The sequence below is a fragment of the Streptomyces sp. SID3343 genome, from assembly GCF_009865215.1.
GTDB lineage: Bacteria > Actinomycetota > Actinomycetes > Streptomycetales > Streptomycetaceae > Embleya.
Genome location: NZ_WWJX01000772.1, coordinates 1 through 24154 on the forward strand (window position 1 = coordinate 1; position 24154 = coordinate 24154).

Here is a 24154-nt window from a genome sequence, read left to right on the forward strand (position 1 = left end):
GCTTGCTCGCGCTGTCGGCCATCCCCGGCGGGCCGGCGGCGGGCGCGGCGGCCGCCTTGGCGTCGCTGCGGTCCCGGTCGGAGCCGCCGTCGCCGCTACATCCCCCGATCGCGAGGACGGCGGTCAGGCCTGCGGCGAGGAGCAGGTTCGGGTGTCTCGTCGTGCGTCTCGGTTCGCGTCCCGTGCGCATCTGGCTCCCCCTCTGGTGGGCACTGGATCGGCGATGGGACGGCTCGACCGCGTGGCCGGTTCCCACGTGCGGATGATGCGCGTGAGAAGGTGCGGTGTGGACAGTTCGACGGTGGTAGAAGGCCGGCACGTGGTCGTGGTGGGTGGCGGGATCGCGGGCCTGACGGCCGCGTGGGTACTGCTTCGAGACGGCGACCCGGCGCTCACCGTCACAGTGCTCGAAGGCTCCCCGCGCGTCGGCGGCAAGCTGCACGCGACGACCGTCGCGGGCGTCCCGGTCGACGAGGGCGCGGAGTCGATGCTGGCGCGGCGTACCGAGTCGATCGACCTCGCCCGCGAGGTCGGCCTCGCCGACGACCTCCAACCGCCGAGCACCGCGACCGCGTCGCTGTGGACGCGGGGCGCCCTGCGCCCGATGCCGCGCGGGCACGTCATGGGCGTGCCGGGCGACCTGGAGCCGCTTGCCGCGAGTGGGGTGCTGTCGACCGCGGGTCTGGCCCGGATTCCGCTCGACCACGCGCTCGCGCCGCACCGCTACGAGGACGACGTCGCGGTGGGCCGCTACGTCGCGGAGCGGATGGGCCACGAAGTGGTGGACCGGCTCGTCGAGCCGCTCCTCGGCGGGGTGTACGCGGGCAACGCGTACGAGATCTCGCTCGCGGCGGCCGTACCGCAGTTGCTGCCGATCGCGCGGGGCGGCGGGTCCCTGGTGACCGGTGTGCGCGGGTTGTTGGACCGGGCCGCGCAGGGCCCCGGCGGGCCGGTGTTCATGGGCATCGCGGGCGGTGTCGGGCGGCTGCCGGTCGCGGTCGCGGGGGCGGTGGTGGCGACCGGGCGCGGCGAGATCAGGACGCGGACCACGGTGCGCGAGCTGGAGCGCACCGCGACCGGGTGGCGCCTGGTGACCGGGCCCACGAGCGCGCCGGTGGCGATCGAGGCCGACGCGGTGATCCTCGCGGTGCCGGCGGCGCCCGCGGCCAGGTTGCTGCGCCCGCACTCGGCGGTCGCGGGGGTCGAGCTCTCCGCGATCGAGTACGCGGGGATGGCCCTGGTCACGCTCGCGTTCCGGCGCTCGGACCTGGCGGCGGCGCCGAGCGGCAGCGGGTTCCTGGTCCCGCCGGTGGACGGTCGGCGGATCAAGGCGAGCACGTTCGCGTCGAACAAGTGGGGCTGGATCGATCGGGCCGACCCGGACACGTTCGTACTGCGCACGTCGCTGGGCCGAGCGGGGGAGGAGGCCGTGCTGCAACGCGAGGACGCCGACCTCGTGGCCGACTCGCTCGCGGACCTGCGCGACGCGATCGGGCTCGACGCCGAGCCGATCGACCACAAGGTCACCCGGTGGGGCGGCGGGTTGCCGCAGTACGCCGTCGGGCACCTGGGCCGGATCGCGTGCGTGCGCGACGCGGTGGAGCGGCTGCCGCGGCTGGCGGTGTGCGGCGCGGTGTACCAGGGCGTGGGCATCCCGGCCTGCGTCGCGAGCGCGACCGAGGCCGCGACGGATGTCCTCGCCGAACTCGCGAAGCCGCTTGCCCGTTCGGCGCACTGACTGGCCCGGGGTACGTAGCCGGCCGGGGGTACGTAGCCGGCCGGGGGCGGGCACCCGGCCGGGGGTACGGACCGGGCCGGGGGTACGGACCGGCTGCGTGTACGGGCCTTTCGTGCGGGCCTTTTGTACGGGCCTCGGGTAGGGACGTCTTGTACGGGCTTCTCGTCCGGAGCGGCCCCGGGCACCGATCGGCCCCGTGCGCGGACCGCGTGCGTGGGCGAGGCAGAATCGAGCCATGACGCAAAGCACCGCGAACAACAACCCGGATCCGGCCGCCCCCACGTCGGTCGATGCCGCCGTAGCGATCGACGAGGAGGTCCTCGAACCGGAGGGCGGCCCCGCCCAGGTGCGCAAGAAGGCGCGTGACCTCAACGAGGTCGTCAGGTACACGATGTGGTCGGTCTTCCGGCTCAGGGAGCCGCTTCCGGGCAGCCGCGCGAGCCTCGCGGCCGAGGTGGAGCAGCTGTTCGAGCAACTGCTCGACAAGGACGTCGTGGTGCGCGGCACGTACGACGTCTCGGGCCTGCGCGCCGACGCGGACCTGATGATCTGGTGGCACGCGGAGAATTCGGACGACCTCCAGGAGGCGTACAACCGCTTCCGCCGCACGGGCCTGGGCCGGCTGCTCGAACCGGTGTGGTCGAACATGGCGCTGCACCGTCCCGCCGAGTTCAACAAGAGCCACATCCCGGCGTTCCTGGCCGAGGAGACGCCGCGCGACTACGTCTCGGTGTACCCGTTCGTGCGCAGCTACGAGTGGTACTTGCTGGAGGACTCCGAGCGGCGGGCGCTGCTCGCCGAACACGGCAAGATGGCGCGCGGCTTCCCGGACGTGCGGGCCAACACGGTGCCGTCGTTCTCGCTGGGCGACTACGAGTGGATCCTGGCCTTCGAGGCGAACGACCTGTACCGCATCGTCGACCTCATGCGGCACCTGCGTGGCTCCGAGACCCGTCGCCACGTGCGTGAAGAGGTCCCGTTCTTCACGGGGCGCCGGCGCGCGATCGGCGACCTGTTGGCCGGCCTGGCCTGAGGTGGTGCGGCGCCGATCGGGTCCGGGCGATCCGATCGGCGCCGGTGTGTCGCGTGTGGGGAGGGCGGGGGTCGGTTCTCGTGTGTCGGTCGGTCTTCAGGTGGACGAGCTGCCGCACGAGGACGAGCTGCTGCCGCATGAAGACGAACTGCCTCCACAGGACGAGCCGCTGCCACACGACGAACCGCTGCCGCACGACGAGCCGCTGCCACACGACGAACTGCCGCCGCACGACGTGTGATGACCGTGTGAGCCGTGGTGGTGGGAGGAGTCCGGTGGGTTGCCGGCGCACGAGCCGCCCGGGGGCCGGTCGTTGTCGCCCGGCTGGTAACCGAACCGATGGCCGAAGGCGTCGGGCTGCCACGGCCCGGGACCGTACGGTCCGTAGGGGCCGGGGCGGCCTCGGCCGAATTGGCGCCTTCGGTTGCGCCGGGCCACTCGGACGAACAGGAAGATGATCACGAACGGCGATGTGAGCACGACGATTACGACGACGAACAGGGCCAGGAACGGCGTCATGGTGTGCGTCTCCCGGTGAGGTGCTTCGGATGGCTCTTCGTACGGACTTCCCCGGCGTCCCCGGCATCCCTGGCTTTCCTGGCTTTCCTGGCTTTCCCGGCTTCTTCGGGTTGTTTCCGGTGCGGGTCGCCGCCACGGTGTGCGCTCGATCGTGATGCGGACGTGCGTAGGCGGGACCACCAGGACGGTTTGCGCGGGACGAACATCTGCGCGAGAGCCTGGGGCAGCGCGTCCCCTTCCCACAGGTGGGCGGCGAAAGCGTGTACGTCGGCGCGGGTGCCGCCCTCGACCGGCTTCGGATGGGTCATCGCCCAGGCCATGAACTCGCGCGGCCACCGATCGCCGAGCGCCGAGGCCAATTCCGGTACGGCTCGCAACGCGGAGTCGCGACGTTTGGCGGCGAGCGCCCCGGCCTGCACGCGCACCCGCTCGGGATCGAAGCCGGGCGGCACGGGCGCGCCGGTGAGCAGCGCCGCGAGGAGCGCCGTTTGTTGCCGCGCCGCCGATTCGCGGTGTTCTTCCGTCGGCTCGCGGAACACCGCTTCGGCCTCCGGCCGCGCTGCTCGCCGTGCTCGTCGAGTGTCGGCGTCGTCGGCCCCCTTCGTGGGCGCCGGCGCGGCCGGGGGGTCGGCGATGGTGCGGATCGCGCTCAGTTCGGCGGCGAGTTCGGCGGTGGACGGGAAGTTCGCGTCGCGCTCCAGCAGGATCCGGGGTGGTCGGTGGAGGGCGCACAGCATGTCCAGGACCTCCAGGACCGGGGCGGTCACGGGGTGGGCGTGTGTGTCGTGCCACAGGCCGTCCACCTCGAGGCCGCCGGCGACGTGGACGTAGGCGACGGCTTCCAACGGGAGGGCGGCCAGGGCCTTGGCGGGGTCCAGGGCGTGGTTGACGCGTTCGGTGTGCAGGTTGGCCACGTCGACGAGCAGGCGGACGCCGGTGCGTTCGACGAGTTCGGTGAGGAACTCGGACTGGCTGAGCTCGTCGTCGGGCCAGGCCAGCAGGGTCGCCGGGTTCTCCAGGGCGAGCGGGACCGGGAGCAGGTCCTGGGCGATCCGCACGTTCTCGGCCACCAGGTCCAGCGCGTCCCACGTGCGTGGGCCCGGCAGCAGGTGTCCGGCCTCCATGCCGCCGGCGCGGACGAATGCCAGGTGCTCGCTGACCAACGGCGAGTCGAGCGCCGTGGCGACCGCGGCGAGGTGCGCGAGTCGGACGGGATCGGGGCGGTCGGCGCCGGCGAGGCCGAGACCGACGCCGTGTGGGATGACCTCGACGCCGCGAGCACGTAGGACGCGCAGCGACTCGGGCACGTGGTCGAGGCAGATGTTCTCGGCGACGACCTCGACGAAGTCGACGCCGTCGAGGCGCTCGATGGTGAGGTCGATCTCCGATCGCCACCCGATTCCCACGGCTGTTCGCATGTGCTCAGCATGGCGGGTCCGCGCCGGGGCGAACCAGGAGGAGTTCCCTCGGATGTCGCCCTCACGTGCGGGTTTGCGCACCGGACCCCGTGTGGGCCGGCCCATGAGGACGGCCTATGAACCGCACCCATCCGCAGTGCCTCCGCACGACCCGGCCCGCGCGCCCTGTGGTGACGCGCACGACGTGCCGCCACACCACTGCGACGGGGCCGGCTCGGCTGCCGTGGGGGCACTGCGGCGGAAGATCTCCTTGACCACCGGATCCGGGTACCGGTCCAGGCCCCACAACGCGACCGCGCCCAGGGAGCCGGGGGCCAACGCGGCGACCGCGGCGTCGTCGCGGCGCAGGCGCATCAGCCGGCGCATCGCCGGGGCCGTGGGTACCACCCGCTCGCCGAACACGCCGAGCAGCAGCAGGGCGGCGACACACGCCTGACTGCCGACCACCACCAGGACAAGGCCCAGCCACGGCCAACCACTCGATGCCCCCTCGTCGGTGACCAGGAAACCCGCGACCGCGGCCACCAGGCCCAGGGGGATGGTCGCGAACAGCGCCCAGCGGGGGATTCTGCGCGGTCCCGCGTCGGGGCGCGCGATCAGGCCGTCCTCGAACAGCCTCGTGCCGATGCCCTGGATCTCGACGGAGGCGGCCACGCGGGTACGCAGCTCGCGCAGCGGCAGACCCCCGTACTCGCGGTCCAGGACCCGCATCGTCGCGTCACCGTCACCGTCGGCGGCCGCCGGGCGCGCGGCGACCACCTGACCGTCCCGGTTCACGTGCAGGGCGTCGGTGTCGAGCAGTCGCAGGATCGACACGTCGGCCGCCCGCGCGGCACCGCCGGACAGGAAGGCGTGTTCGCGCAGGTCCAGTTCGGTCAGGCGGTGCCGTTGTACGTCCTTGCCGCCGCGCCGGGCGAACCCGATGGCGACGCCGAGTACGGCCGTCGTCCAGACCGAATACGTGAGAGGTATCAGCCACGGATTCATGGACATCAGGCTTAGTGGACGATCGGCGTCGCCACAAATGGATGTGAGTTACGCCGCACCCCGCGACAGCGGTTCGACGATCCGTCAGGCCCCGGCGGCGCCGGGCTCGGACGGGTCGGGCTCCAGCGTGAGGGAGATGGAGTTGATGCAATAGCGCTGGTCGGTCGGGGTCCCGTAGCCCTCGCCCTCGAAGACGTGTCCGAGATGCGAGCCGCACGAACCGCAGCGCACCTCGACGCGCTTCATGCCCATCGAGACGTCCTCGATGTACTCGACGCGGTCCTCGGCGAGCGGGGCGTAGAACGACGGCCAACCGCAGTGGCTGTCGAACTTGGTGTCGGAGCGGAACAGTTCGGCCCGGCACGCCCGACAGCGGTACACGCCGGTCGTCTTGGTCTCGGTGTACTCGCCCGTCCACGCCCGCTCCGTGCCGGCCTGGCGCAGCACCTGGAACTCGGCGGGGGACAGCTGGGCCCGCCACTGCTCGTCCGTCTTCTCGATTTCGTAGGCCATGTTCACATCCAACACGCAACGGCCCCGCGGCGTTCCCGCGGGGACGGGGACGAGGCGGGGCCGATGGGTGGCGATGGTGCGGTGGAGCGCCGGCGTCGGTCGGGTGGGCGTGGTCAGCGGGCGGCGCGGTCGCGGATCGCGTCGAGGATCTCCGGGCCGAGCAGGGTGACGTCGCCCGCGCCCATGGTCAGCACGAGGTCGCCGGGACGGGCGAGCCGGGCCACCGAGGCGGCGACGTCGGACCAGCTGTGCATGGTGCGCACGAGGCCGCCGTTGTCGAGCGCGGCGTGCGCGACGATGTTGCTGGTCACGCCGGGCTGCGGGTCCTCGCGGGCGGCGTAGATGTCCATCACGACGGCGATGTCGGCGGCGGCGAGCGCGCGGCCCATTTCGACGCCGAGCTGCTGGGTACGGCTGAACAGGTGCGGCTGGTACACCGCGACCACGCGGCCCGCGCCCACCGCGCCGCGCGCGGTCTCCAGGTCGGCGGCGATCTCGGTGGGGTGGTGCGCGTACGAGTCGACGACGCGGATGCCGCTCTGTTCGCCCTTGAGCTGGAAACGACGGCGTACGCCCGCGTAGTTGCCCAGGCCCTCGGCCATCCGCTGCGGCTCGACGCCCAGCGCGCGGCCGACGGCGAGCGCCATGACCGCGTTGGACGCGTTGTGTCGCCCGGGGACGGCGACGGTGAACACGAGGTCGGCGGCCTCGTCCTTGGCCCGTACGGTCACCCGGCTGCTCAGGCCCAGCGACTCGATGCCGACCAGGCGCAGGTCGGCCTGCTCGCTTTCGCCGACGGTGACGATGTTCAGGTCGGGCGCGGAGGCCGCGAGGCGCTCGCGCAGGCTGTGCGCGCCCGAGTCGTCGGCGGACAGGACGAGCGTTCCGCCGGGGGTGATGCGGTGCGCGAAGATCTCGAAGGATTCGAGGACGTCGTCGAGCGAGCCGTAGTTGGCGTGGTGGTCGAGTTCGACGTTGAGCACGACGGCGATCTCGGGGGCGTACTTGTGGAAACTGCGGTCGCTTTCGTCGGCTTCGGCCACGAAGATGTCGCCCGAGCCGTGGTGCGCGTTGCTGCCGGCCTCGTTGAGGTCGGCGCCGATCGCGAACGAGGGGTCCAGGCCGAGCGAGGTCAGGCCGACGGCGAGCATGCTCGTGGTCGTGGTCTTGCCGTGGGTGCCGGCGATGGCCACCGAGCGGCGGCCGTCCATCAGCCGGGCGAGCGCGTCCGCGCGGTGCACGACGGGGATGCCGCGCTCGCGGGCGACCACCAATTCGGGGTTGTCCGGGCGGATGGCCGAGGACACCACGACACACGACGCGTCCTGGACGTTGTCGGCGTGGTGGCCCACGTGAACGGTGCAGCCGAGTTGGCGCAGCGCGAGCAGCAGCGTGGAGTCCTTGGCATCGCTGCCGGACACCTTGGCCCCGCGGATCGCGAGGATCTTGGCCAGCCCGGACATGCCGGCGCCACCGATGCCGACGAAGAAGGGGCTGCCAAGGTCGACGGGCTCGGCGGGGGGTGCCATGAAGCGGGCTCCTTCGGAGAGTCTTGGCCCGGGCAGGGTTGGCCGAGGCACCCGCGATTCTGCCTTACTCGGGGCCGGGTGGCCTTGATGGGAGATTCGGTGGGGCGGGCTGCGGTTGCGTGGTGGGTCGGTTTTGTTTGGTGTCCACCCGCCCACCCGTTGCGAAGGGTGGGAAGGCTGCGGTTTTCACGGCCCGTTGGGGCGTGGTCTGGCTCCGCAGCCTTCCGTGGATGGGGGCGGTTCAGCTCAGGTCGTGGGCGAAGAGTTTGAGGACCGGGACGCCTACGTTCTGGCGGGCCCTGGAGGCCCAGTCGCGGTGGAAGAGCTCTTCGATGAAGTGCGGATCGGTCAGCACGATGACCTCGTCGGCGGTGTGACGTTCGACGATCTGCTTGAGGGTGTCCAACGGGTCGCGGCCCGGCGTGGTCTCGCCCACCGCGTTCGCGCCCGCCGCGCGCAGGGCGGCGACGCTGGCATCGAGGGTGCGGCGGGCCGCGTCGGCGCCGTCGTCGGGGCCGGGGGTCTCCTCGATGTCCTCGGCGGCCTCCTCCAGACGAACGAGGGCCACGTCGTCCAGGGCCTGAAGCAGTTTGCGGTGGTCGGCCTTGCCGGGCAGCACTACGACGAAAGACGTCTCGACGCCTTCGTGCAGGCTGGTCACGAGTTTGACGTCCTCGTCGTTGAGGACCTTTTCCACGAGCAGCACGATCGTGTACACGCAACACTCCCTGATCTACCGGTGCCGGCCGAGCCGGGGGCCTGTGCCCCGTCTGCCCGGGAGTCCGGCATCCCACTCTTGTTTTTCGCGCCGTGCAATGGGTTTTCCACGGATGCCACGCCGTCGCCGACGCGTACTCACGTCGTCGGGTGCGTGGTCGATCACGTCGTCGATCACGTCGTCGAATACGTGTCGATTACGTGGTCGATTGCGTCGTGCGGTCGCGTTCGGGTCGGACGTAGCGCGCGAACAGTGACCCGTCCTCTTCGAGCAGCGAAATCGGGTGCATGGGTTGCGGCGGGGTCAGGGTCGGTCCCGCGAGGATTCGATCCGCCGGGCCTGCGGTGAGCAGGGGCCCGATGGTCAGGCACAGCTCGTCGAGGCGGCCCGACGCGGCGATCTGCGCGAGGACGTGCGGGCCGCCCTCGGTGAGCTGGCGGGTCAGGCCCCGCTCGGCGAGGGCGTCGAGGGCGAGGGCGAAGTCGACGCGGTCGCGGCCGGCGAGGATCACGTCGCCGTACTTCGCGGCCGCTTCGAGGCCCTCGGGACGCGCCTGCTCGCACGTGATCACGATGGTCGGCACGATCGCCTCGGTGAACAGCGGCGACGTGAAGTCGACGGCGAGGCTGCGGGAGACGACCGCGATCACCGGTACGGGCCTCTGGCCGGCGGCCTCGCGTGCCGCGGCATGCTCGCGGTTGGGCCGTGGTGGGCCGTAGCCCTCGTTGCGCACGGTGGAGGCGCCCACCACGATCACGTCGGCCAGTGCGCGCAGGATGCCGAAGATCTTCTTGTCGGCGGGCGGCGGACGAGCGGCAGGGGCGTGCTGCGGCGGTCCCGGTCGCCGGCGGGGACCGGGAGTTTCAGGACGCGCCGGTCGAGGATCCCCGGGCCCCGATCGTCGGCGAGGTCGCGTGGGGGCTCGGTCTGGGGCTGGCGGTGGGTCCGGTGCTGTTGCGCCTCGCCGAGCCGTTCGACGCCGGGGCGGACATCGTCGCGTCGGCGGACGGCAGCGGGCTCGACTTCAACCGGCCGCCGCGTCTGGTCGAGCCGGTCAAGGGCGGTCGGTTCCGGATCCCCACCCGGCCGCGCGGGAATTTCCGGCAGCCCTTCCCGCTGTTGATCACGCTCGCGCCGATGCTGCTCGGTCTGGTTCTGGTCCAGGTCTTCAAGTCGTACTTCTTCCTGATCTTCGCGGTGTTCAGCCCGCTCATGGCGTTGGCGAACTGGATCTCGTCGCGGCGCACCGGCCGTAAGCAGCACCTCAAGGACCTGGCGGCGTATCGGCTCCGCAAGGCCGAGGTGCTCGCGGACGTCGAGGCGAGCGCCGAGGTCGAGCGGCAGGGGCGGGTCGACGCGATGCCCGACCCGTCGGTGACGGGGCTGTTCGCGACCGGGCCCGGGGCGCGGTTGTGGGAGCGGCGCCGGGTCGATCCCGATCATCTGGTGTTGCGGATCGGGACGGCCGAGCATCCGTCGATGAACGACGTGGAGGACGCCGACGCGGAGTCGCTGGACCGGCGGGTGAGTTGGGTCGTGCCGGACGTGCCGACGGCGGTGGCGCTGACCGAGCAGGGGGTGTTGGGCGTCGCGGGCGCGCCGGAGCAGGCGTTGCGGCTCGCGGGGTGGTTGGTCGCCCAGTCGGCGGTCCTGCACAGTCCGCGCGACGTGCAGTTCCGGGTGCTCACGGGCGCCGCCGGCGCGGACGCGTGGGGGTGGTTGGCGTGGCTTCCGCACGCGCGCGGCACCACGCGCGGTGGGCCCGAGGTGTGGATCGGCAGTGATCCGGAGACGATCGCGGCCCGGGTCGCCGAACTGGTCCAGGTGGTACGGGCCCGGACCGCCGCGGCCGGGACGCTGCTGCGCAACGCGGTGTTCGCGGACCCGGACATCGTGCTGGTGGTGGATGGGGCGCGCCGGTTGCGGGAGATCCCCGGTATGACGCAGGTGCTCCAGGAGGGCCCACAGGTACGGGTGTTCTCGATCTGTGTGGACACCGAGGAGCGGTTCCTGCCGCAGGAGTGCACGGCGGTGATCGGCCTCGACGAGGGCTCGGACGCGCGCGGTCCGGTGGCCACGCTGCGCCGGCACGGGTTGCCGAACGTCGCCGACATCCGGCCGGATCTGCCCGCCGCGGCGTGGTGTGACGCGGTGGCTCGCGCGCTGGCCCCGGTGCGGGACGTGACGTCGCCGGACGAAGGCGCGTTGCCGGAGCGGGTGCTGCTGCCGAACCTGCTGGGCCTGGAACCGCCGGATCCGGCGGTGATCACCGAGCGGTGGCGGCGCAGGCCGGCGTCCACGCGGGCGCTGCTGGGGATCGGCTACGACGGTCCGGTGTCGTTCGACCTCGTGGTGGACGGCCCGCACGCGCTGATCGCGGGGACCACGGGTTCGGGCAAGTCGGAGTTGTTGCAGTCGTTCGTCGCGGCGCTCGCGGCGGCGAACCGGCCGGACGAGTTGACCTTCGTGTTGGTCGACTACAAGGGCGGCAGCGCGTTCAAGGACTGTGTCGAACTGCCGCACACACTCGGCATGGTCACCGACCTGGACGCGCAGCTGGTGCATCGTGCGATGGCCTCGCTGGGCGCCGAACTCACCCGGCGCGAGTTGTTGTTGGCGATGGTCGGGGCGAAGGACCACGCGGAGTATCGGGGCAAGCGGGCCCGGGACGCGCAGTTGCCCGCGTTGCCGCGGCTGTTGTTGATCGTGGACGAGTTCGCGACGCTGGTCCGCGAGGTACCGGACTTCATCCCCGGCCTGGTGGGCATCGCCCAGCGGGGGCGGTCGTTGGGCATCCACATGGTGCTCGCGACCCAGCGCCCGGCGGGGGTGATCACCGCCGACATCCGAGCCAACACCAATCTGCGGATCGCGCTGCGGGTGACGGACTCCGGCGAGAGTTCCGACGTGATCGACACCAAGGACGCGGTGGCGATCTCGTCGTCGACGCCGGGGCGGGCGCTCGCGCGCACGTCGCACCACACGGTGACGCCGTTCCAGACCGCGTACGCGGGTACCGAGCGGGTGGACACCAAGTCGGGGCCGGCGCCCGTGATCGCGCCCGCGGCACCGGTCGAACCGATCCGGCCGCAGACGTCGGTGTTGTCGTGGAGTCGGTTGGGTCGACCGCGTCCGGCGCCGGCCGAGGTGGAGGTCGAGCCGATGCCGGCGCCCGGCGACGCCGAACCGACGACGGATCTGCGGGAGTTGGTGACCGCGATCTCCGAAGCCGCGTCCGCGTTGCCGGACTTCGAGCAGCCGCCGAGCCCGTGGTTGGATCCGCTGCCCGCGCGCGTGCTCCCCGACGACCTGCCGGCGTTCGAACCGGCCGCGGATCGGGCCCCGGGGGCGCTGGATCCGGTGGCCTGGGCGGTCGAGGACGTGCCGCACCTGCAGGCCCGCAAGCCGGTCCTGTTGGATCCGAGCACGTTCGGCCACCTGTTCGTGGTCGGCGCTCCGCAGACCGGTCGCAGCCACGTGTTGCGGGCGATGGCCGTGGCGCTCGCGAGGCGGCACTCGTGCGGGGTCGTGCACATCCAGGCGATCGACGCGGCCGGTGGTGCGCTGGCGGCGCTGGCCGAGTTGCCGCACTGCGGAACGGTGGTGCCGCGCAACGACCTGAGCCGGATCGACCGGTTGATCTCGCGGATCGGCGAGGAACTGACTGTGCGTCAGGAGGTGTTGTCGCGCAACGCGTGCGCCAATCTGAGCGAGTTGCGCGCGGGTGATGCCGCGTCGTGCCCGCCGCACCTGTTCCTGCTGATCGACGGGTGGGACCCGCTGGCGTCGACGCTCTTCGAGTACGACGACGGCCGGGTGATGAACGAGGTGACCCGATTGCTGCGCGAGGGCGCGGCGGCGGGCATCCACCTCGTGATGACGTCGGAGCGGGCGTTGATCAACAGTCGGTTGGCCTCGGTCAACGACGACATGGTGTTGCTGCGGCTCGCGGATCGCGGCGAGTACTCGGCGGCGGGCGTGCCGCGTACCGCGATCCCGGGTTCGATGCCGCCGGGTCGCCTGCTCGTGTCGGGCACGTGGTCGGAGGCGCAGGTGGCGCTGCTGGGCCCGGGTGAGAGCGGTCGCGAGCAGACCGAGGCGCTGCGCCGGATCGCGGCCGACGCGCGGGAACGGGATCGGGGGGTCGACGCGGTGCGCCGGCCGTTCGAGCTCGCGGCGTTGCCGTCGTCGATCGTCTTCGCCGACGCGTACGAGAAGGTGAGCGAGGAGCAACGGCGCCCGCTGTGGGGCCTGTTGGGAGTCGGTGGCGACGCGGTGTCGGCGGTGGGCGCCGACTTCGGCGACGCGCACCACACGTTCGCGATCGTGGGGCCGCCGGGCAGTGGGCGCAGCAACACGCTCGCGACCTTGGCGGTGTCGCTGTTGGCGAGCGGGACCAGGGTGCTGGCGATCACGCCGCGGGATTCGCCGTTGCGGTTGCTGCGGGCGCACCCGTTGGTGATGTTGGTCGAGGGCGCGGACTCGGACGGGTCGCGGACCGAGGCTGCGTTGGAGCAATTGGCGGGCCCGGCGGTGGTGTTGATCGACGACGCGGATCTGCTGTCGGACATGGGGTCGCTGGTGGGGTACGCGCTGCGCGACGTGATCGCGTCGGGCCGCGACCGCGGTATCGGGCTGGCGTACGCGGCGACGGCGGAGACGTTGTTGCAGGCGCTCAGCGGGTGGTTGGGCGATGTACGGCGCAACCGGCAGGGGATTTTGCTGTCGCCTCAGCTCGGCGGCGAGGGCGACCTGGTCGGGGCGCGGCTGCCGGCGGAGCGGGTGCGTCAGCCGTTGCGGGTGGGGCATGCCTGGGTTCGCGACCGCAAGGGGTTCCTGGCGCCGGTGCTCATCCCGCAGACGCAACTGCGCCCCGTCGCCGAATAGCGGCGAGAGGCGCAGTCGAAAACGCGGTGCGGGTGCGGGCGGTGCTCAGGTGGTGTGTTGCGGCGGGGCCGGGACTTCCTCGCCGTCCAACGTCCGCAGGTTGGTCACGACGACCTGGAAGGTGTCACTGAACGATTTGATCGAGACCATCGCCTTGTCGAGCGACGTCGTGAGGTCTTGATACGACTGCGTCATCTGCGGGCTGGTCTTTCGCAGATAAAGGCCGCCGTCGGGGTTGAGCAGATTCGTGACGGTCGTGCGCAGCAGGCCGAGTGCGGCTTGCGTTTTCTCGGCGCTGGCCACCATGTCCTTGGAGACCAGATCCACTTCGGCGACGTTGACGTCGAGGTCTGCGCCCACGGGAGAAGTCATGTGATTCCGTTCGTCGAAAAAGCTTGCTCCGAGGAAAGGGCAGGCTCGTCGGAAAATGCCGACGAGCCGGGCGGTCTAGGCCGACTTGGCCAGTGCCGCCTTCATGTTCGCGTCGAGCGTCTTGGCGGCTTCGACAATTTTGTCGAATTGCCCGGAGAAAACGATGATCTGGGCGACCGCCTTGGCGAGGTCGTCGCTGAGGGTCTTGTACTTGGCATTGAGTTCGTCACTGCTGAGCCGCAGCCAAAGACCGGATCCCGGCTTGAGCAGCGTGTCCACCTTGGCCTTCAGGCGATTGATTTCGGTGACCGCGTCGTCGGACACCCGCTTCATCTCGCCCTGGGCCACTCGTACCTGTTCGTAGGTGATTTTGAAGTCGCTCGCCATGAATTCTCCCTGATGTGTCGCGGTGATGTTCGCGACGGGTATCGGAAAAGCTATTTGAGTTGGTGTCCGCCGCCACCGCCGGGCGGGGGTCGATAGGGTGGGTCCGGCTTCGGAACCTCGACCCATGTGGCGTTCTCGTCCTTGATGTTGCTGATGGTGTAGACGGTGGTGCCGTCCTTGGTCACGACCGTCTTGGTGCCCTTGCCGGACGCGTCCACCTGTACGTTTTCGGTCGATACGCTCCCGTCTCGACCGGTCGTGGTGGTGTGGTAGGCACCGTTTTCACCGTATGTGGTGTGTTCGGTGTAGTTGGTGCCGTGGTCGGTGATCGTGACGGTCTGTTCGGTGACGTTGCCGGCTGCGTCGATCTTGATGACCACATCCGTCTCGACGCCGTACTCGTCCGTCTTCGTGTAATGCAGGGGCGGTTCGGTGCCCGGGTTTTCGGGCGCCGTCTCACCCTCCTTCGGCTTTCCGTCCGGGTGGGTCTTCAGCCATTCGTCCCACGCGGCCTTCTTGCCCTTCCACTCCTGATAGGGCGAGCGTCCGGGGCCTGCGGCGTATTGCGCCGCGACGCTGTCGTCCCACCCCTCTGCGGCGTCCGCCACATAGCCGAGGAGTTTGGAAAGGGCGCGCAATCCGTCGACCGCTTTGTGCATGGGACTCGACCACGCGGTGTAGAACGACACCAGCGGCGTGGCGATGCTCCCGATATCCTTCCCCGGGATCGTGCCGTAGGTGGCCGGAATACTGCCGCCGGAGAACTTCTTCGCATCGTTGTCGAACGTGTCGGAAAGTTCGGTCAGCGCGGTGGCCATCGCGCGCAGCTCACCGTAGTCCAGGGATATATCAGCAGGGTATATTTCAGGCAAAGCGATCCCCCTTCGGCTACTTTCCGGTCCGAACACTAGCGCCGACTCTCATCATCGGCCAAGATTGCCGGAGAATAAAGAGCCGCGCCGACAACCGTCGTGCTGTGCGTCACGAGGTCAGCGAACTCCGAGGCGCCCGAACTGCCGCCTGGGGGCTTCATGGCACGCAACGTCGATCTCGAGGCGTTGAAGAAGCTGGGTTATAGCGCCGATCCGATACCGGGTGATCCGGCGTCGATCGCGGATGCCGTGCAGTATCTGGCGGCATTGGCGAAAAAGGCCGACGCCGCGTCGACCAGGCTGGCGGGCCTGGTCAAGGACGGCCCGTACGCGGCCCTGGTCGGCGAGTCCGCGACGGAGTTGCGCAAGCACGTCAAGGACCAGCTGAAGCTGTTCGTCGACAAGCTGAACGAGGCCGTCACGCTCGCGAGCAACGCGCTGACCACGTTCTCGACGGCGCTGGGGGCCGCGCAGCGAAAGGCCCAGCCGGCGATCGACGGGGCGGCCGCGCTGCCCGTGAACGACCCCGGGCTCGCGGCGCACAAGGCGACGTTGGAGGCGGCACGGACCGACTACGTCACCGCGTACAACGTCGCGCGCGACGCGTTGGTCAGGGCCACGGGGCTCAGGACGAGCCCGAAGACGGTGTCCGAGGAGTTCTGGGACTTCTTCAAGATCTTCACCATCGTGCTCACCGTGCTCGGTGTGCTCTTCGGCGGTCCCCTGGGCCTGTTGGCCTTCGGCGCGAACCTGGTCGTGTTGGGCAAGACCATCGCCGACTTCGTCCAGGGCAGGGCCTCCGGGCTCGAACTGTTCCTCAACATCCTGGGCGTGCTGTTCCCCACCACCAAGGCTCTGTTGCCGGCGCTGCTGTCCGGGCTCAAGAACCTCCTGGTCGGGATCGGCAAGGGGGCCGTCAACCTGTTCAAGGGTGGCGCGAACTTCCTGTCCCTCCTGGGCACCGGGCTCAAGGGGTTCAACCTGGCCGGCTGGAAGTTCGCCGCGATCTACGCGGGGATCGTCGCGGGCGGCCTGATCTTCAAGGGCGGACTGTTCGTCGCGAAACTGATCGCCTTGCCGTTCAAGGCCATCGTCTGGACGGCCAAAGCGGGTTGGGCCGCGGGCAAGGCCGGCTTCGCGGAGCTCAAGGGGTGGGGATCGCTGGGCATCCTCCTGCCGGTGGCCGGCAACGAGATCAAGGTGCTCGGACTGTCCCGGGCGCTGAAAATCGGCTTCTGGGAACGCGGAGTGTTGGGGAGCCAGAAGGACTTCGTTCGCGCGGCGTTGGGTCTCCCGTCGGCTGGGGCCGGCACGGTGGCCAAGATCGGCGGCTCGTTCCTGGACAAACCGCCGATCCTGGGAGGGGGAGGCTTCACCCCGATCCCGGGAGGCCCGCTGAAGGGGCTGAGCGGACCGAACGCGGGACTGGGACTCGACGGGGTGGGCAAGGTGAACGCGCTGGGTGGGTTCACCCTCGACGACATCCCACGCGTGGGCAGTTCCCTGGACACCGCCGTGTTCGTGCCGTCGTCGAGCGGGCTGTACACCGCGCATCACGGGTTGGGCGCGTACAGCTTCGGCGACAAACTGCTCGGGCACGAGGGCCTGACGAACTTCGCCGGCACGATCGGGCACACCGGCGTGACCCCGAACATCCAGTGGGGTTCGCTCCAAGGCGTGCTCGATCAGGCGCTGGGCAACGTCACGACGCACGCGCTGGGCGCGGGCAGCCTCTCCTCGCACGCGCTCACCGGCGCGGTCGGTGACGCGAACACGTTCACCAGGGCGGCGGTCCACCTGGGCGAGGACGTCAAGATGACGCCGCTGCCGGAGGTCCGTCGGCTCACCCACGGCGATACGACATTGACGAGCGTGTCGTCGGAGCGCTTCGTCGCCGCGCCGGCGGGATCGTTGGCGGGTCGGGCTCCGTTGCCGACCTCGGTACACGTGCCGCCGCAGTCCCTCGACGGCTTGACCGGCAAGCCGATCGACGCGCGGCCCACGCAACTCTCGACGTCGTCCGCGCCGACCGACGTCAAGGTGACCGCGACGGACGCCTTCGACCTGTTGGCCCCGGGGGGCGGGTCGCTCAAGGCCACGCCCACGCCGACACCCACGCACGTGCCGAACGCGGGGGTTTCGGCCGGTGCGGGGACCGGCGCGCACAAGGACAACGCGCTGAACCTGTTGGCCGGCGGCGCGCGCGACCTCGACCACGTGCCGGCCGCGTCGGCGCGCTTCGCCCCGATGGACCTCGCGGGCGGGCACAGCGTGCCGGTGCGCGCGGACCTCGCGGGCAGTCCCGGCGTGGTCGAGAGCGCGACGTCACTCGTGCACGAGCGCGTCCCGCTGCGCGCGCACCCGCCGACGGGATCGCCCGGCGTGCCGGCGACCGCTCACCCGCTCGCGCCGACCCCGCCGCCGACACCGGGGGCAACTCCCCCGGTGTCTCCGGGAGTCGGCGTCCCGCCACCGCCCCGGACCCTGGCCGGCTTCGGCCACGAGCAGAACGCCGTGGTCACCAGGGTGCTCGACGACCTGGCCACCGGACCGGGCCCCGTGGGCAAGTCGGCTCAGGGCCTGCCGGAGTCGCGGATCGCGGCCTGGCAGGAATGGTCCCGGGCCAAGCACGACTTCGAGCACGCGGCCGCGGTCGAGAAGGGCCTCAAGGACCGCCTCACCGGCGGCATCGGCAGCTCGGGCGGCGCCGGCGCCCTGCACGTCGACCTGATGGTCGCCGCCGCCGCCCGCGCGAACGCCGGGCTGGCGCTGACCGACGCCGCGGCGGCCCTGAAGGCGTGGGGCGTGGACGCGGCGGTGGTCGCGCCCAAGGTTTCCGAGGCGCTGGCCAAGCTGCCCGGGTTGCGCGGCGGCATGCGACCGCACCCGGAGCCCGCGTTGGTCCCCGGGAGCGACGTGTGGCACACGCCGCGACCCAACGGCGGCTACATCGAGGCGCGTCCGCTCGCGGGGAACGACGGAATCTACCAGATGCGTCCCCATCCGGCCGGTACCGGTACGACCTGGGAGCTGCGCGCCGGGCCGAACCCGGCGACCAGCCCCGTGGTGGGCGCCGCGACGCGGCTCGAACCGGGCGTGCTCAAGCTGGACTTCCACGCCCCGGGGGCGACGGGCACCGTGGACCGGTTCGAGGTGTGGACGACCTCGCCCGAGGGCGTCGACACGCTGACCCTCACCGGCGAACGAACCTCCGACGGGCTGTACAAGGTCTTCGAGGGGCCGCCGACCCCGACCGGCGACTTCCAGATCTGGAGCAATCACGACGTCGTCGATCGCACGCTGATCCACCACGTACAGGCGCTCGGCGACGGCCGGTTCCAGGTCTTCGACGGCATGTGGTCCGAGGGCGGCGGTTTTCAGATCTGGGACACTGCCGACCCCGCGACGCGCACCGTGCTGCACGACGGCCGCGTGCTCGAATCGGGCCACTGGCAGGTCTTCGACGGTCCGCGAAGCAACGGCGGGCGCTTCGAGGCCTGGGACACCAACACCGCCGGCAACCACACCGTCCTCCACGAAGGCCACCCCCTCGAAACCGGCGGCTACCAGGTCTTCGACGGACCCCGAAGCAACGGCGGGCACTTCGAGATCTGGGACACTTACGCCGCCGGCAACCACACCGTCCTCCACGAAGGCCACCCCCTCGACACCGGTGGCCACCAAGTCTTCGACGGTCCGCGAAGCGAAGGCGGACGCTTCGAGATCCGGGATGCCCACGGCAACGTCACCCACACCGGTGCCCCGGTACCCGGCGCAGGGCACTTCCGGGTCACTGACGCGGTGGGCGAGGACTTCCAAATCTGGAACACCGCCGACGCGAGCGTCGCCGACTCGGTGCGCGTGGTCGAGGGCTGGCACGCCCTCGGCGGCGACCGGTTCCGGATGTTCGAGGGGCCCGGGGCGGACGGCGGGAACTTCCGGATCCTGGAGCAGAACGGGGCCGGTGGGCACACCGTCGTCCACGAGGGACGGGCCCTCGGCGACGGCCGCTACCAGGTCTTCGACGGCCTGGTAGCCGACGGCGGAAACTTCCGGATCCTCGCCGATCTCGACCTCGCCGCGCCCGTCGTCGCCAACGCGCACGCCATCGGTGAGGGCCGCTACCTGGTCCTCGACGGGCCCGGCGCCGCCGGCGGCGCGAGCCGCGTGGAGATCTGGGACGGCGCGGAGTACGCCACGCACCAGGTCACCCATCGCGGCACGCTCACCCCCGACGGCACGCAACTGCGCGTCGACGGACTCGGTGGCGGCCGAGGGTTCCAGGTGTGGGACACGTCCGGCGCCGCGCCGCGCGTGGTACACGACGGCTACGCCGTCGGACGCGGTGACCTGCACCAGGTGTTCGACGGGCTCCGGAGCGAGGGCGGGCACTTCCGGGTGTTCCACGGTTCCGGCCTCGGCGCGCCCGTGGTCCGGCACGGTCACGCCATCGGTGACGGCCGTTACCTGGTCCTCGACGGGCCCGGCGCCACGGGCGGCGCGGGGCGCGTCGAAATCTGGAACAACGCCGAGTACACCACGCACCACGTCACCCACCGCGGCACCCGCACGCTCGACGGCACCGGTTTCCGGGTCGACGGCGTCGACCGTACCGCCGGCTTCCAGATCTGGCGCGACGGCGACACCGGCCCGCGCATCCTCAAGGACGCGCACCCGACCACCGGCGGGAGGTATCAGGTCTTCGACGGCCTCAAGGCCGACCGGGCCGGCTTCGAGGTGTGGGCGGACGGCACCTCCAGGATCGGCGCGGACGGCACCGTCACCGGCAGGACCGTCACGCTTCGCGGCACGCGCGAGGGCGACGATTTTCGGGTGGTCGACGTGCGCCGCGACACGTGGGAGAAGTGGGACGGCAACGATCTCACCCGCCACCGACTGGTCGAGTATCCGATCGACGGTCCGGTCGCGGGCGCGACCCGGCGCCTGGACCACAGCACCGGCACGTGGCGCGACGTGTACCCGGGCGGCGGAGCCCCCGCGCACGGAGTCCCGTGGGAGCACATGCCGTTCCGCAAGGGCACGATCGAGTCCTGGCCGGTCCACGCCGACGGTTCGGGCGGTGGAATCCGCAAGCTCGTCGACGACACCGGCGCGACCGTCTTCACCCGCGACCACTCCGGGATACCCGACAGTGGCAACTGGATCGAGGGCGTTCGCGACCGAACCGGCAAGTGGACCTGGGTCGAGAAGACCGTCGACGGCACTCCGGTCACCGCGGGCAACCGCTACGTGCGCTGGGACGACACGTCGTACGACGTCGCGAACAACGTCTTCGGCCGCAACTCGCGGCACTACTTCGGCGGTACGGTCCGGCAGAACATCCCGCAGACCGGCGGTGGGATGTTCGTCGCCGAGAAGGTCGGCCTCAGGGACTGGTCCTGGCAGCGGTGGGCCGACAACGGTGATCTGCTCGCGACCGGCAAGCTCGACTTCCGGCTCGACCAGAGCCTGGGCTTCAAGGCCAGAGTCGAGTTCGTCAAGCTCGACGGGGACGTCGTGCCCCGTCGGGTCACCGGCACCCACACGCCCGTCGCGTTCGAGCGATTCGCGCCCATGCGCGGCAGTTGGAAGGGTGACAAGTTCTTCTCGGCCGCCGACAAGGCCCGCGGCACCCGGCAGTACACGTTCGACTCGCAGGCTGCCTCCTTCGATCGGCAGTTCCGGCAGTACTCCGAGTACAACTACGTCAAGGAAGAGGTCGCCAAACTCGACACGTTCGGCGGCGACACCTTCAAGGCGCGCCGGGTCTGGCAGCAGCGCGCCGGTGTGCCGTCCGCGTACGGCAGGGCCGACTTCCCCGGCGGCCTGCTCTCCGGCGAGGACCGGCTGATGCGGTACTGGAAGGTGCACGCGTTGGGGGCCGACTGGACGAAGACCGGCGAGTCCGCGCTGCGTTTCCAGCGGATGAGCGACGCGTCGTGGCAGGACTTCTCCAAGGAGGGGACGCTGCTGCGCGAGAGTCGAGCGTTGAGCGACGGTCGCAAGCTGGAGTACCGGGCCGACGCGGCGCCGGGCGCGACCACCGACGGATGGACCACCAGGGGGCAGTGGAAGGAAACCCAGGCGGGCGCGACCGCCGAGGGGTACCGCGAGTTCGACGCGTCCGGCAAGTGGCGCGACGTCAGGACCGGCGACGAGGGCGCCGGCGTGGTCCGCGAAGTCGTCGACACCAAGGGCACGGTGCGCGAGTACGGCACGCCCAAGCCGTTGGGTCAGGCGATGCCGGCCCGCGTGACGGACGAGCTCGGAACCTGGCTGGACCGCAACCGGCTCGGGCAGATCACCGCGAGTCGCGAGGAGATCGGCGGGAACTTCGTCAAGGCGACCATGGACGGCAGGCCCGACGGGCGCTTCACCTGGACGAAGGAGAACGCGACCGGCACCCTCGTCACCGACTCCGGTCCCTCGACCGGCTATCGCACCACCAATCGCGCCGGCGCGCAGATGTGGGGCGAGGGCTTCGACGACGGATTCAAGGACTTCGCCCGGGTCGAGGGCGGCGAGGACGTCCTGGTCCACGAGCGCAAGCTGCTCGGCGACGGCCGGTTCGCGACGATCGAACGCGTCGAGCTCGGCTCGGGCGCCTTCGAGTACCGCACGCGGGTCAAGACGGCCGCCGGTGACTTCGAGCCCACCCCGGGCGGTCACACCGTCACGCACGTGGACGCGGGCGGCGCGAAGTGGCGCGATGTGATCACGGTGCGCAACGCGCAGGGCGAGGACGTCACGGTGACGATCCGCGCCGGACGCGGCGACGCGATCCGCGAGTATCACGCCGACACCCCGGGCGGGGTGCCCTCCGACCGGCACTGGAGCGACTACCGCAACGGGACGAGGATTCGCTCCTTCGAACCGGTCAGGGCCGCCGACGGGACGGTGGTCGCCTACCTGGAGAAGGACATCGCCTATCTCCAGTCGCGGATCTACGACCGGGCCGGCGACCTCGTCGTGCACCAGAGCTTCTCGACCAAGATCTTCGAGAAGCTCGCCGACACCGATCCGGGGCTGCTGAACAAGGTCCGGGCCAAGGTCAGTCCGGACAAGGTCGGCACCGCAGGACAGGTCGACGGCAAGTTCCGGCTCGTCGGCCGCGGTGACGACGCGGGCGGTGTCCTCAACGACGCCCGCGGCTACAACCGCGGGATGGGCGACACCAACCGGCGGCACTGGGGTCCGGCCAACGGCTTCGACGGTTCGATCGAGTGGTCGTTCGGGCAGAAGGCGTGGACCAAGGCCGGCATGGAGTTCATGCAGGACTTCGGCCTCTCCGTGCTCGCGGGCATGATCACCGAGTGGATCAACGACGGGGACATCTCCGGGACGGACATCGGCAAGATCTTCCTCAACGCGGGCGTGTCCGCCTCGATGGCCGGGGTGATGGCCCGCTTCCACGAGGCCAAGTTCGCACCCGGCACGTTCTCCCCGAAGCAGTTCAAGGACGGCCTGACCGCGAACGACTGGGGCAAGCCGTTCAACACCAACCCGTACTTCGGGGACAACTGGAAGACCGACTGGTCGAACTTCGACACCGCGCTGCGCTGGCGCTCGGGGATGTACAAGTTCGGGCTGGGCCTGGCCGTCAACCCGTTCGTCGCGTTCGTCAACGGGTCGATCAACGCCGCCGTGTTCGGTGACAAGAACGGCGTCAAGCACACCGGTGTGGACGCGCTCAAGTTCGGCGGGGTGGCCGCGCTCGGTTCGCTGGCGAGCGGCGCGTTCGGGCCGGGCGCCTGGAAGTTCGCCGCCGACGCCTACGCGGCCGGCCGCTTCTGGCGCAAGGCGGGGCCGCTCGACATCGGGATCAAGCTGATCGAGAAGATCGTCGACGGGCAACTCAACAAACTCTTCCAGGGTTGGCTCGACCTGGCCGGCAAGTACGACGACTTCCTGAACGGACCCAAGCCTTGAGCGTGTTCGGCATGCGCGGAAACCGAGGCGCCGACGCGCGCCGCACGATCGCCGACGCGGTTTCGGCTGCGGGCGACGGCGAACGGGTACTGCTCGCGCCCGGGGTGTATCACGAGCACATCGTGCTCGGCCGGTCGGTCGTCCTGGTCGCCGAACAGGGGCCGGGGAGCGTACGCCTGACGGGTGCTCAGGACGTGGCGCTCACGGTGACCGGCGGTGGCGCGGTCCGGATCGAGGGCCTGGTTCTGGTCGGCGCGGATGCCGACGCGCCGGCGGTGCGGCTCACCGGGTCGGCCGACGTGCTCTTCGACGACTGCCGGATCGAGGGCGGCCGACTCGACATCGCGGACGCCGCGCGGGTGAAGGTGACGGGCGGTCGAATATCGGGCGCGCGTGTCGCCGGGGTCGCGGTGTCGGGGGACGCTCGGCTGTCGATGACCGGCTGCCGAGTGCAGGAGATCGAGGGGGCGGGGCTCCTGCTCGCCGGAGCGGCGGCGGTCACCGTCGCCGACTCGGTGATCACCCGCACCGACGTCGGCCTGTGGGTGCGCGACGCGGCCACCGTGCAGGCCCGCGGGTCCCACTTCGCCGAATCCGCGCGCAACGCGCTGCTGGCGGAGGACTCGTCGGTGGTCGGCCTCGACGGGTGCCGGGGCAGCGACAGCGGCGCCGACGCGGTGATCGTGCGCGGCGACGCGAAGCTGACCCTGCGCAGTTGCGTGGTCGAGCGCGCGGGGGCGTCGGGGCTGGCCGTCTCGGGCCGCGCCTGCGCGAACGTGCTCGACGGTCAGATCGTCGCGGCCGGCCTCAGCGGGGTGGTCGCCGAGGACCGTGCCCGCCTGGACGTGGTCGGCGGGCTGATCCGCTCGACCGGGGCCAACGGCGTCTTCGCGCGCGGCACGGCGCGCGTCACCCTGGACGGGGTCGCGGTGGCGGACACCGCGTTCACCGCCGTGCACCTGGACGAGCACACACACGGCGAACTCGCGGCCGTCGTGCTCGGGCCCACGCCCGAGCACGGGTTGTGTGTCGCGGGAGCGGCCGAGGTGCTCGCGAGCGGGCTGCTCGTGCGCTCGGCCGCGATGACCGGCGTGCACGTGGGCGGCAGTGGGAGTGCCCGGTTGGTCGGCAGCGCGGTACACCGCTCGGGCATCGGACTTCGGGTCGAGGACGGCGCCGACACGGAGGTCGAGGACTGCGCGTTCGCGCACACCGAGCGGGCGGGCGTCGAGGTGGGCCCGGGCGCCCGGCC

At 70.9% G+C, this 24154-nt stretch carries 14 protein-coding genes and 2 pseudogenes; 6 read left to right on the forward strand and 10 right to left on the reverse strand.

The features are described from left to right. Window positions 1-190, reverse strand: a pseudogene (locus GT354_RS23815) (hypothetical protein); the annotation flags it as partial. Window positions 191-286: 96 nt separating this feature from the next. Here GT354_RS23815 and hemG point away from each other — a divergent pair. From hemG to GT354_RS23830, 3 genes are all read left to right on the forward strand, one after another. Further along, complete coding sequence (gene hemG, locus GT354_RS23820) at window positions 287-1738, forward strand: protoporphyrinogen oxidase (protein ID WP_346012146.1); 1452 nt, start codon at window positions 287-289, stop codon at window positions 1736-1738. Window positions 1739-1973: 235 nt separating this feature from the next. After that, window positions 1974-2771, forward strand: coding sequence for a hydrogen peroxide-dependent heme synthase (gene hemQ / locus GT354_RS23825; RefSeq protein ID WP_161358415.1), 798 nt, complete (start codon window positions 1974-1976; stop codon window positions 2769-2771). A 100-nt stretch (window positions 2772-2871) separates the two neighbouring features. Beyond that, complete coding sequence (locus tag GT354_RS23830; protein ID WP_161358416.1) at window positions 2872-3012, forward strand: hypothetical protein; 141 nt, start codon at window positions 2872-2874, stop codon at window positions 3010-3012. 274 nt (window positions 3013-3286) lie between these two features. Here GT354_RS23830 and GT354_RS23835 read toward each other — a convergent pair whose 3' ends face one another. From GT354_RS23835 to GT354_RS23860, 6 genes and pseudogenes are all read right to left on the reverse strand, one after another. Beyond that, the gene (locus GT354_RS23835; protein WP_237535388.1) at window positions 3287-4708 is read right to left on the reverse strand and encodes a DUF692 domain-containing protein; all 1422 of its coding nucleotides are present in this window, start codon (window positions 4706-4708) and stop codon (window positions 3287-3289) included. Between the two features lie 114 nt (window positions 4709-4822). Then, window positions 4823-5701 carry a TIGR04222 domain-containing membrane protein gene (locus GT354_RS23840; protein ID WP_161358417.1) on the reverse strand — a complete coding sequence of 293 codons (879 nt, stop codon included), beginning with the start codon at window positions 5699-5701 and terminating at the stop codon, window positions 4823-4825. 78 nt (window positions 5702-5779) lie between these two features. Then, window positions 5780-6208, reverse strand: coding sequence for a peptide-methionine (R)-S-oxide reductase MsrB (msrB, locus tag GT354_RS23845; protein ID WP_161358418.1), 429 nt, complete (start codon window positions 6206-6208; stop codon window positions 5780-5782). A gap of 113 nt (window positions 6209-6321) precedes the next feature. Then, on the reverse strand, window positions 6322-7737 hold the full coding sequence (gene murC / locus GT354_RS23850) for a UDP-N-acetylmuramate--L-alanine ligase (RefSeq protein WP_161358419.1): 1416 nt from the start codon (window positions 7735-7737) through the stop codon (window positions 6322-6324). Between the two features lie 241 nt (window positions 7738-7978). Beyond that, window positions 7979-8455 carry an indole-3-glycerol phosphate synthase gene (locus GT354_RS23855; RefSeq protein ID WP_161358420.1) on the reverse strand — a complete coding sequence of 159 codons (477 nt, stop codon included), beginning with the start codon at window positions 8453-8455 and terminating at the stop codon, window positions 7979-7981. Between the two features lie 196 nt (window positions 8456-8651). Further along, window positions 8652-9245 (reverse strand): annotated as a pseudogene (locus GT354_RS23860) (dihydrofolate reductase family protein); the annotation flags it as partial. A gap of 158 nt (window positions 9246-9403) precedes the next feature. Here GT354_RS23860 and GT354_RS23865 point away from each other — a divergent pair. Continuing rightward, entirely contained in the window at window positions 9404-13342 is a 3939-nt protein-coding gene (locus tag GT354_RS23865; protein ID WP_161358421.1) for an FtsK/SpoIIIE domain-containing protein, read from the forward strand. A gap of 45 nt (window positions 13343-13387) precedes the next feature. Here the strand turns inward: GT354_RS23865 and GT354_RS23870 are convergent, their stop codons facing one another. The 3 genes from GT354_RS23870 to GT354_RS23880 form a co-directional block, all read right to left on the reverse strand. Next, entirely contained in the window at window positions 13388-13714 is a 327-nt protein-coding gene (locus GT354_RS23870) for a hypothetical protein (RefSeq protein ID WP_161358422.1), read from the reverse strand. Window positions 13715-13789: 75 nt separating this feature from the next. Next, window positions 13790-14101 (reverse strand): hypothetical protein, encoded by a 312-nt coding sequence (locus GT354_RS23875; RefSeq protein WP_161358423.1) that lies wholly within the window; start codon window positions 14099-14101, stop codon window positions 13790-13792. Window positions 14102-14151: 50 nt separating this feature from the next. Then, window positions 14152-14919 (reverse strand): hypothetical protein, encoded by a 768-nt coding sequence (locus GT354_RS23880; protein ID WP_161358424.1) that lies wholly within the window; start codon window positions 14917-14919, stop codon window positions 14152-14154. Window positions 14920-15132: 213 nt separating this feature from the next. Here GT354_RS23880 and GT354_RS23885 point away from each other — a divergent pair, with 213 nt between their 5' ends. Next, the gene (locus GT354_RS23885; protein ID WP_161358425.1) at window positions 15133-22902 is read left to right on the forward strand and encodes a hypothetical protein; all 7770 of its coding nucleotides are present in this window, start codon (window positions 15133-15135) and stop codon (window positions 22900-22902) included. An 11-nt stretch (window positions 22903-22913) separates the two neighbouring features. Then, on the forward strand, window positions 22914-24154 hold a 1241-nt coding region (locus tag GT354_RS23890), incomplete at its 3' end, for a right-handed parallel beta-helix repeat-containing protein (RefSeq protein WP_202512219.1).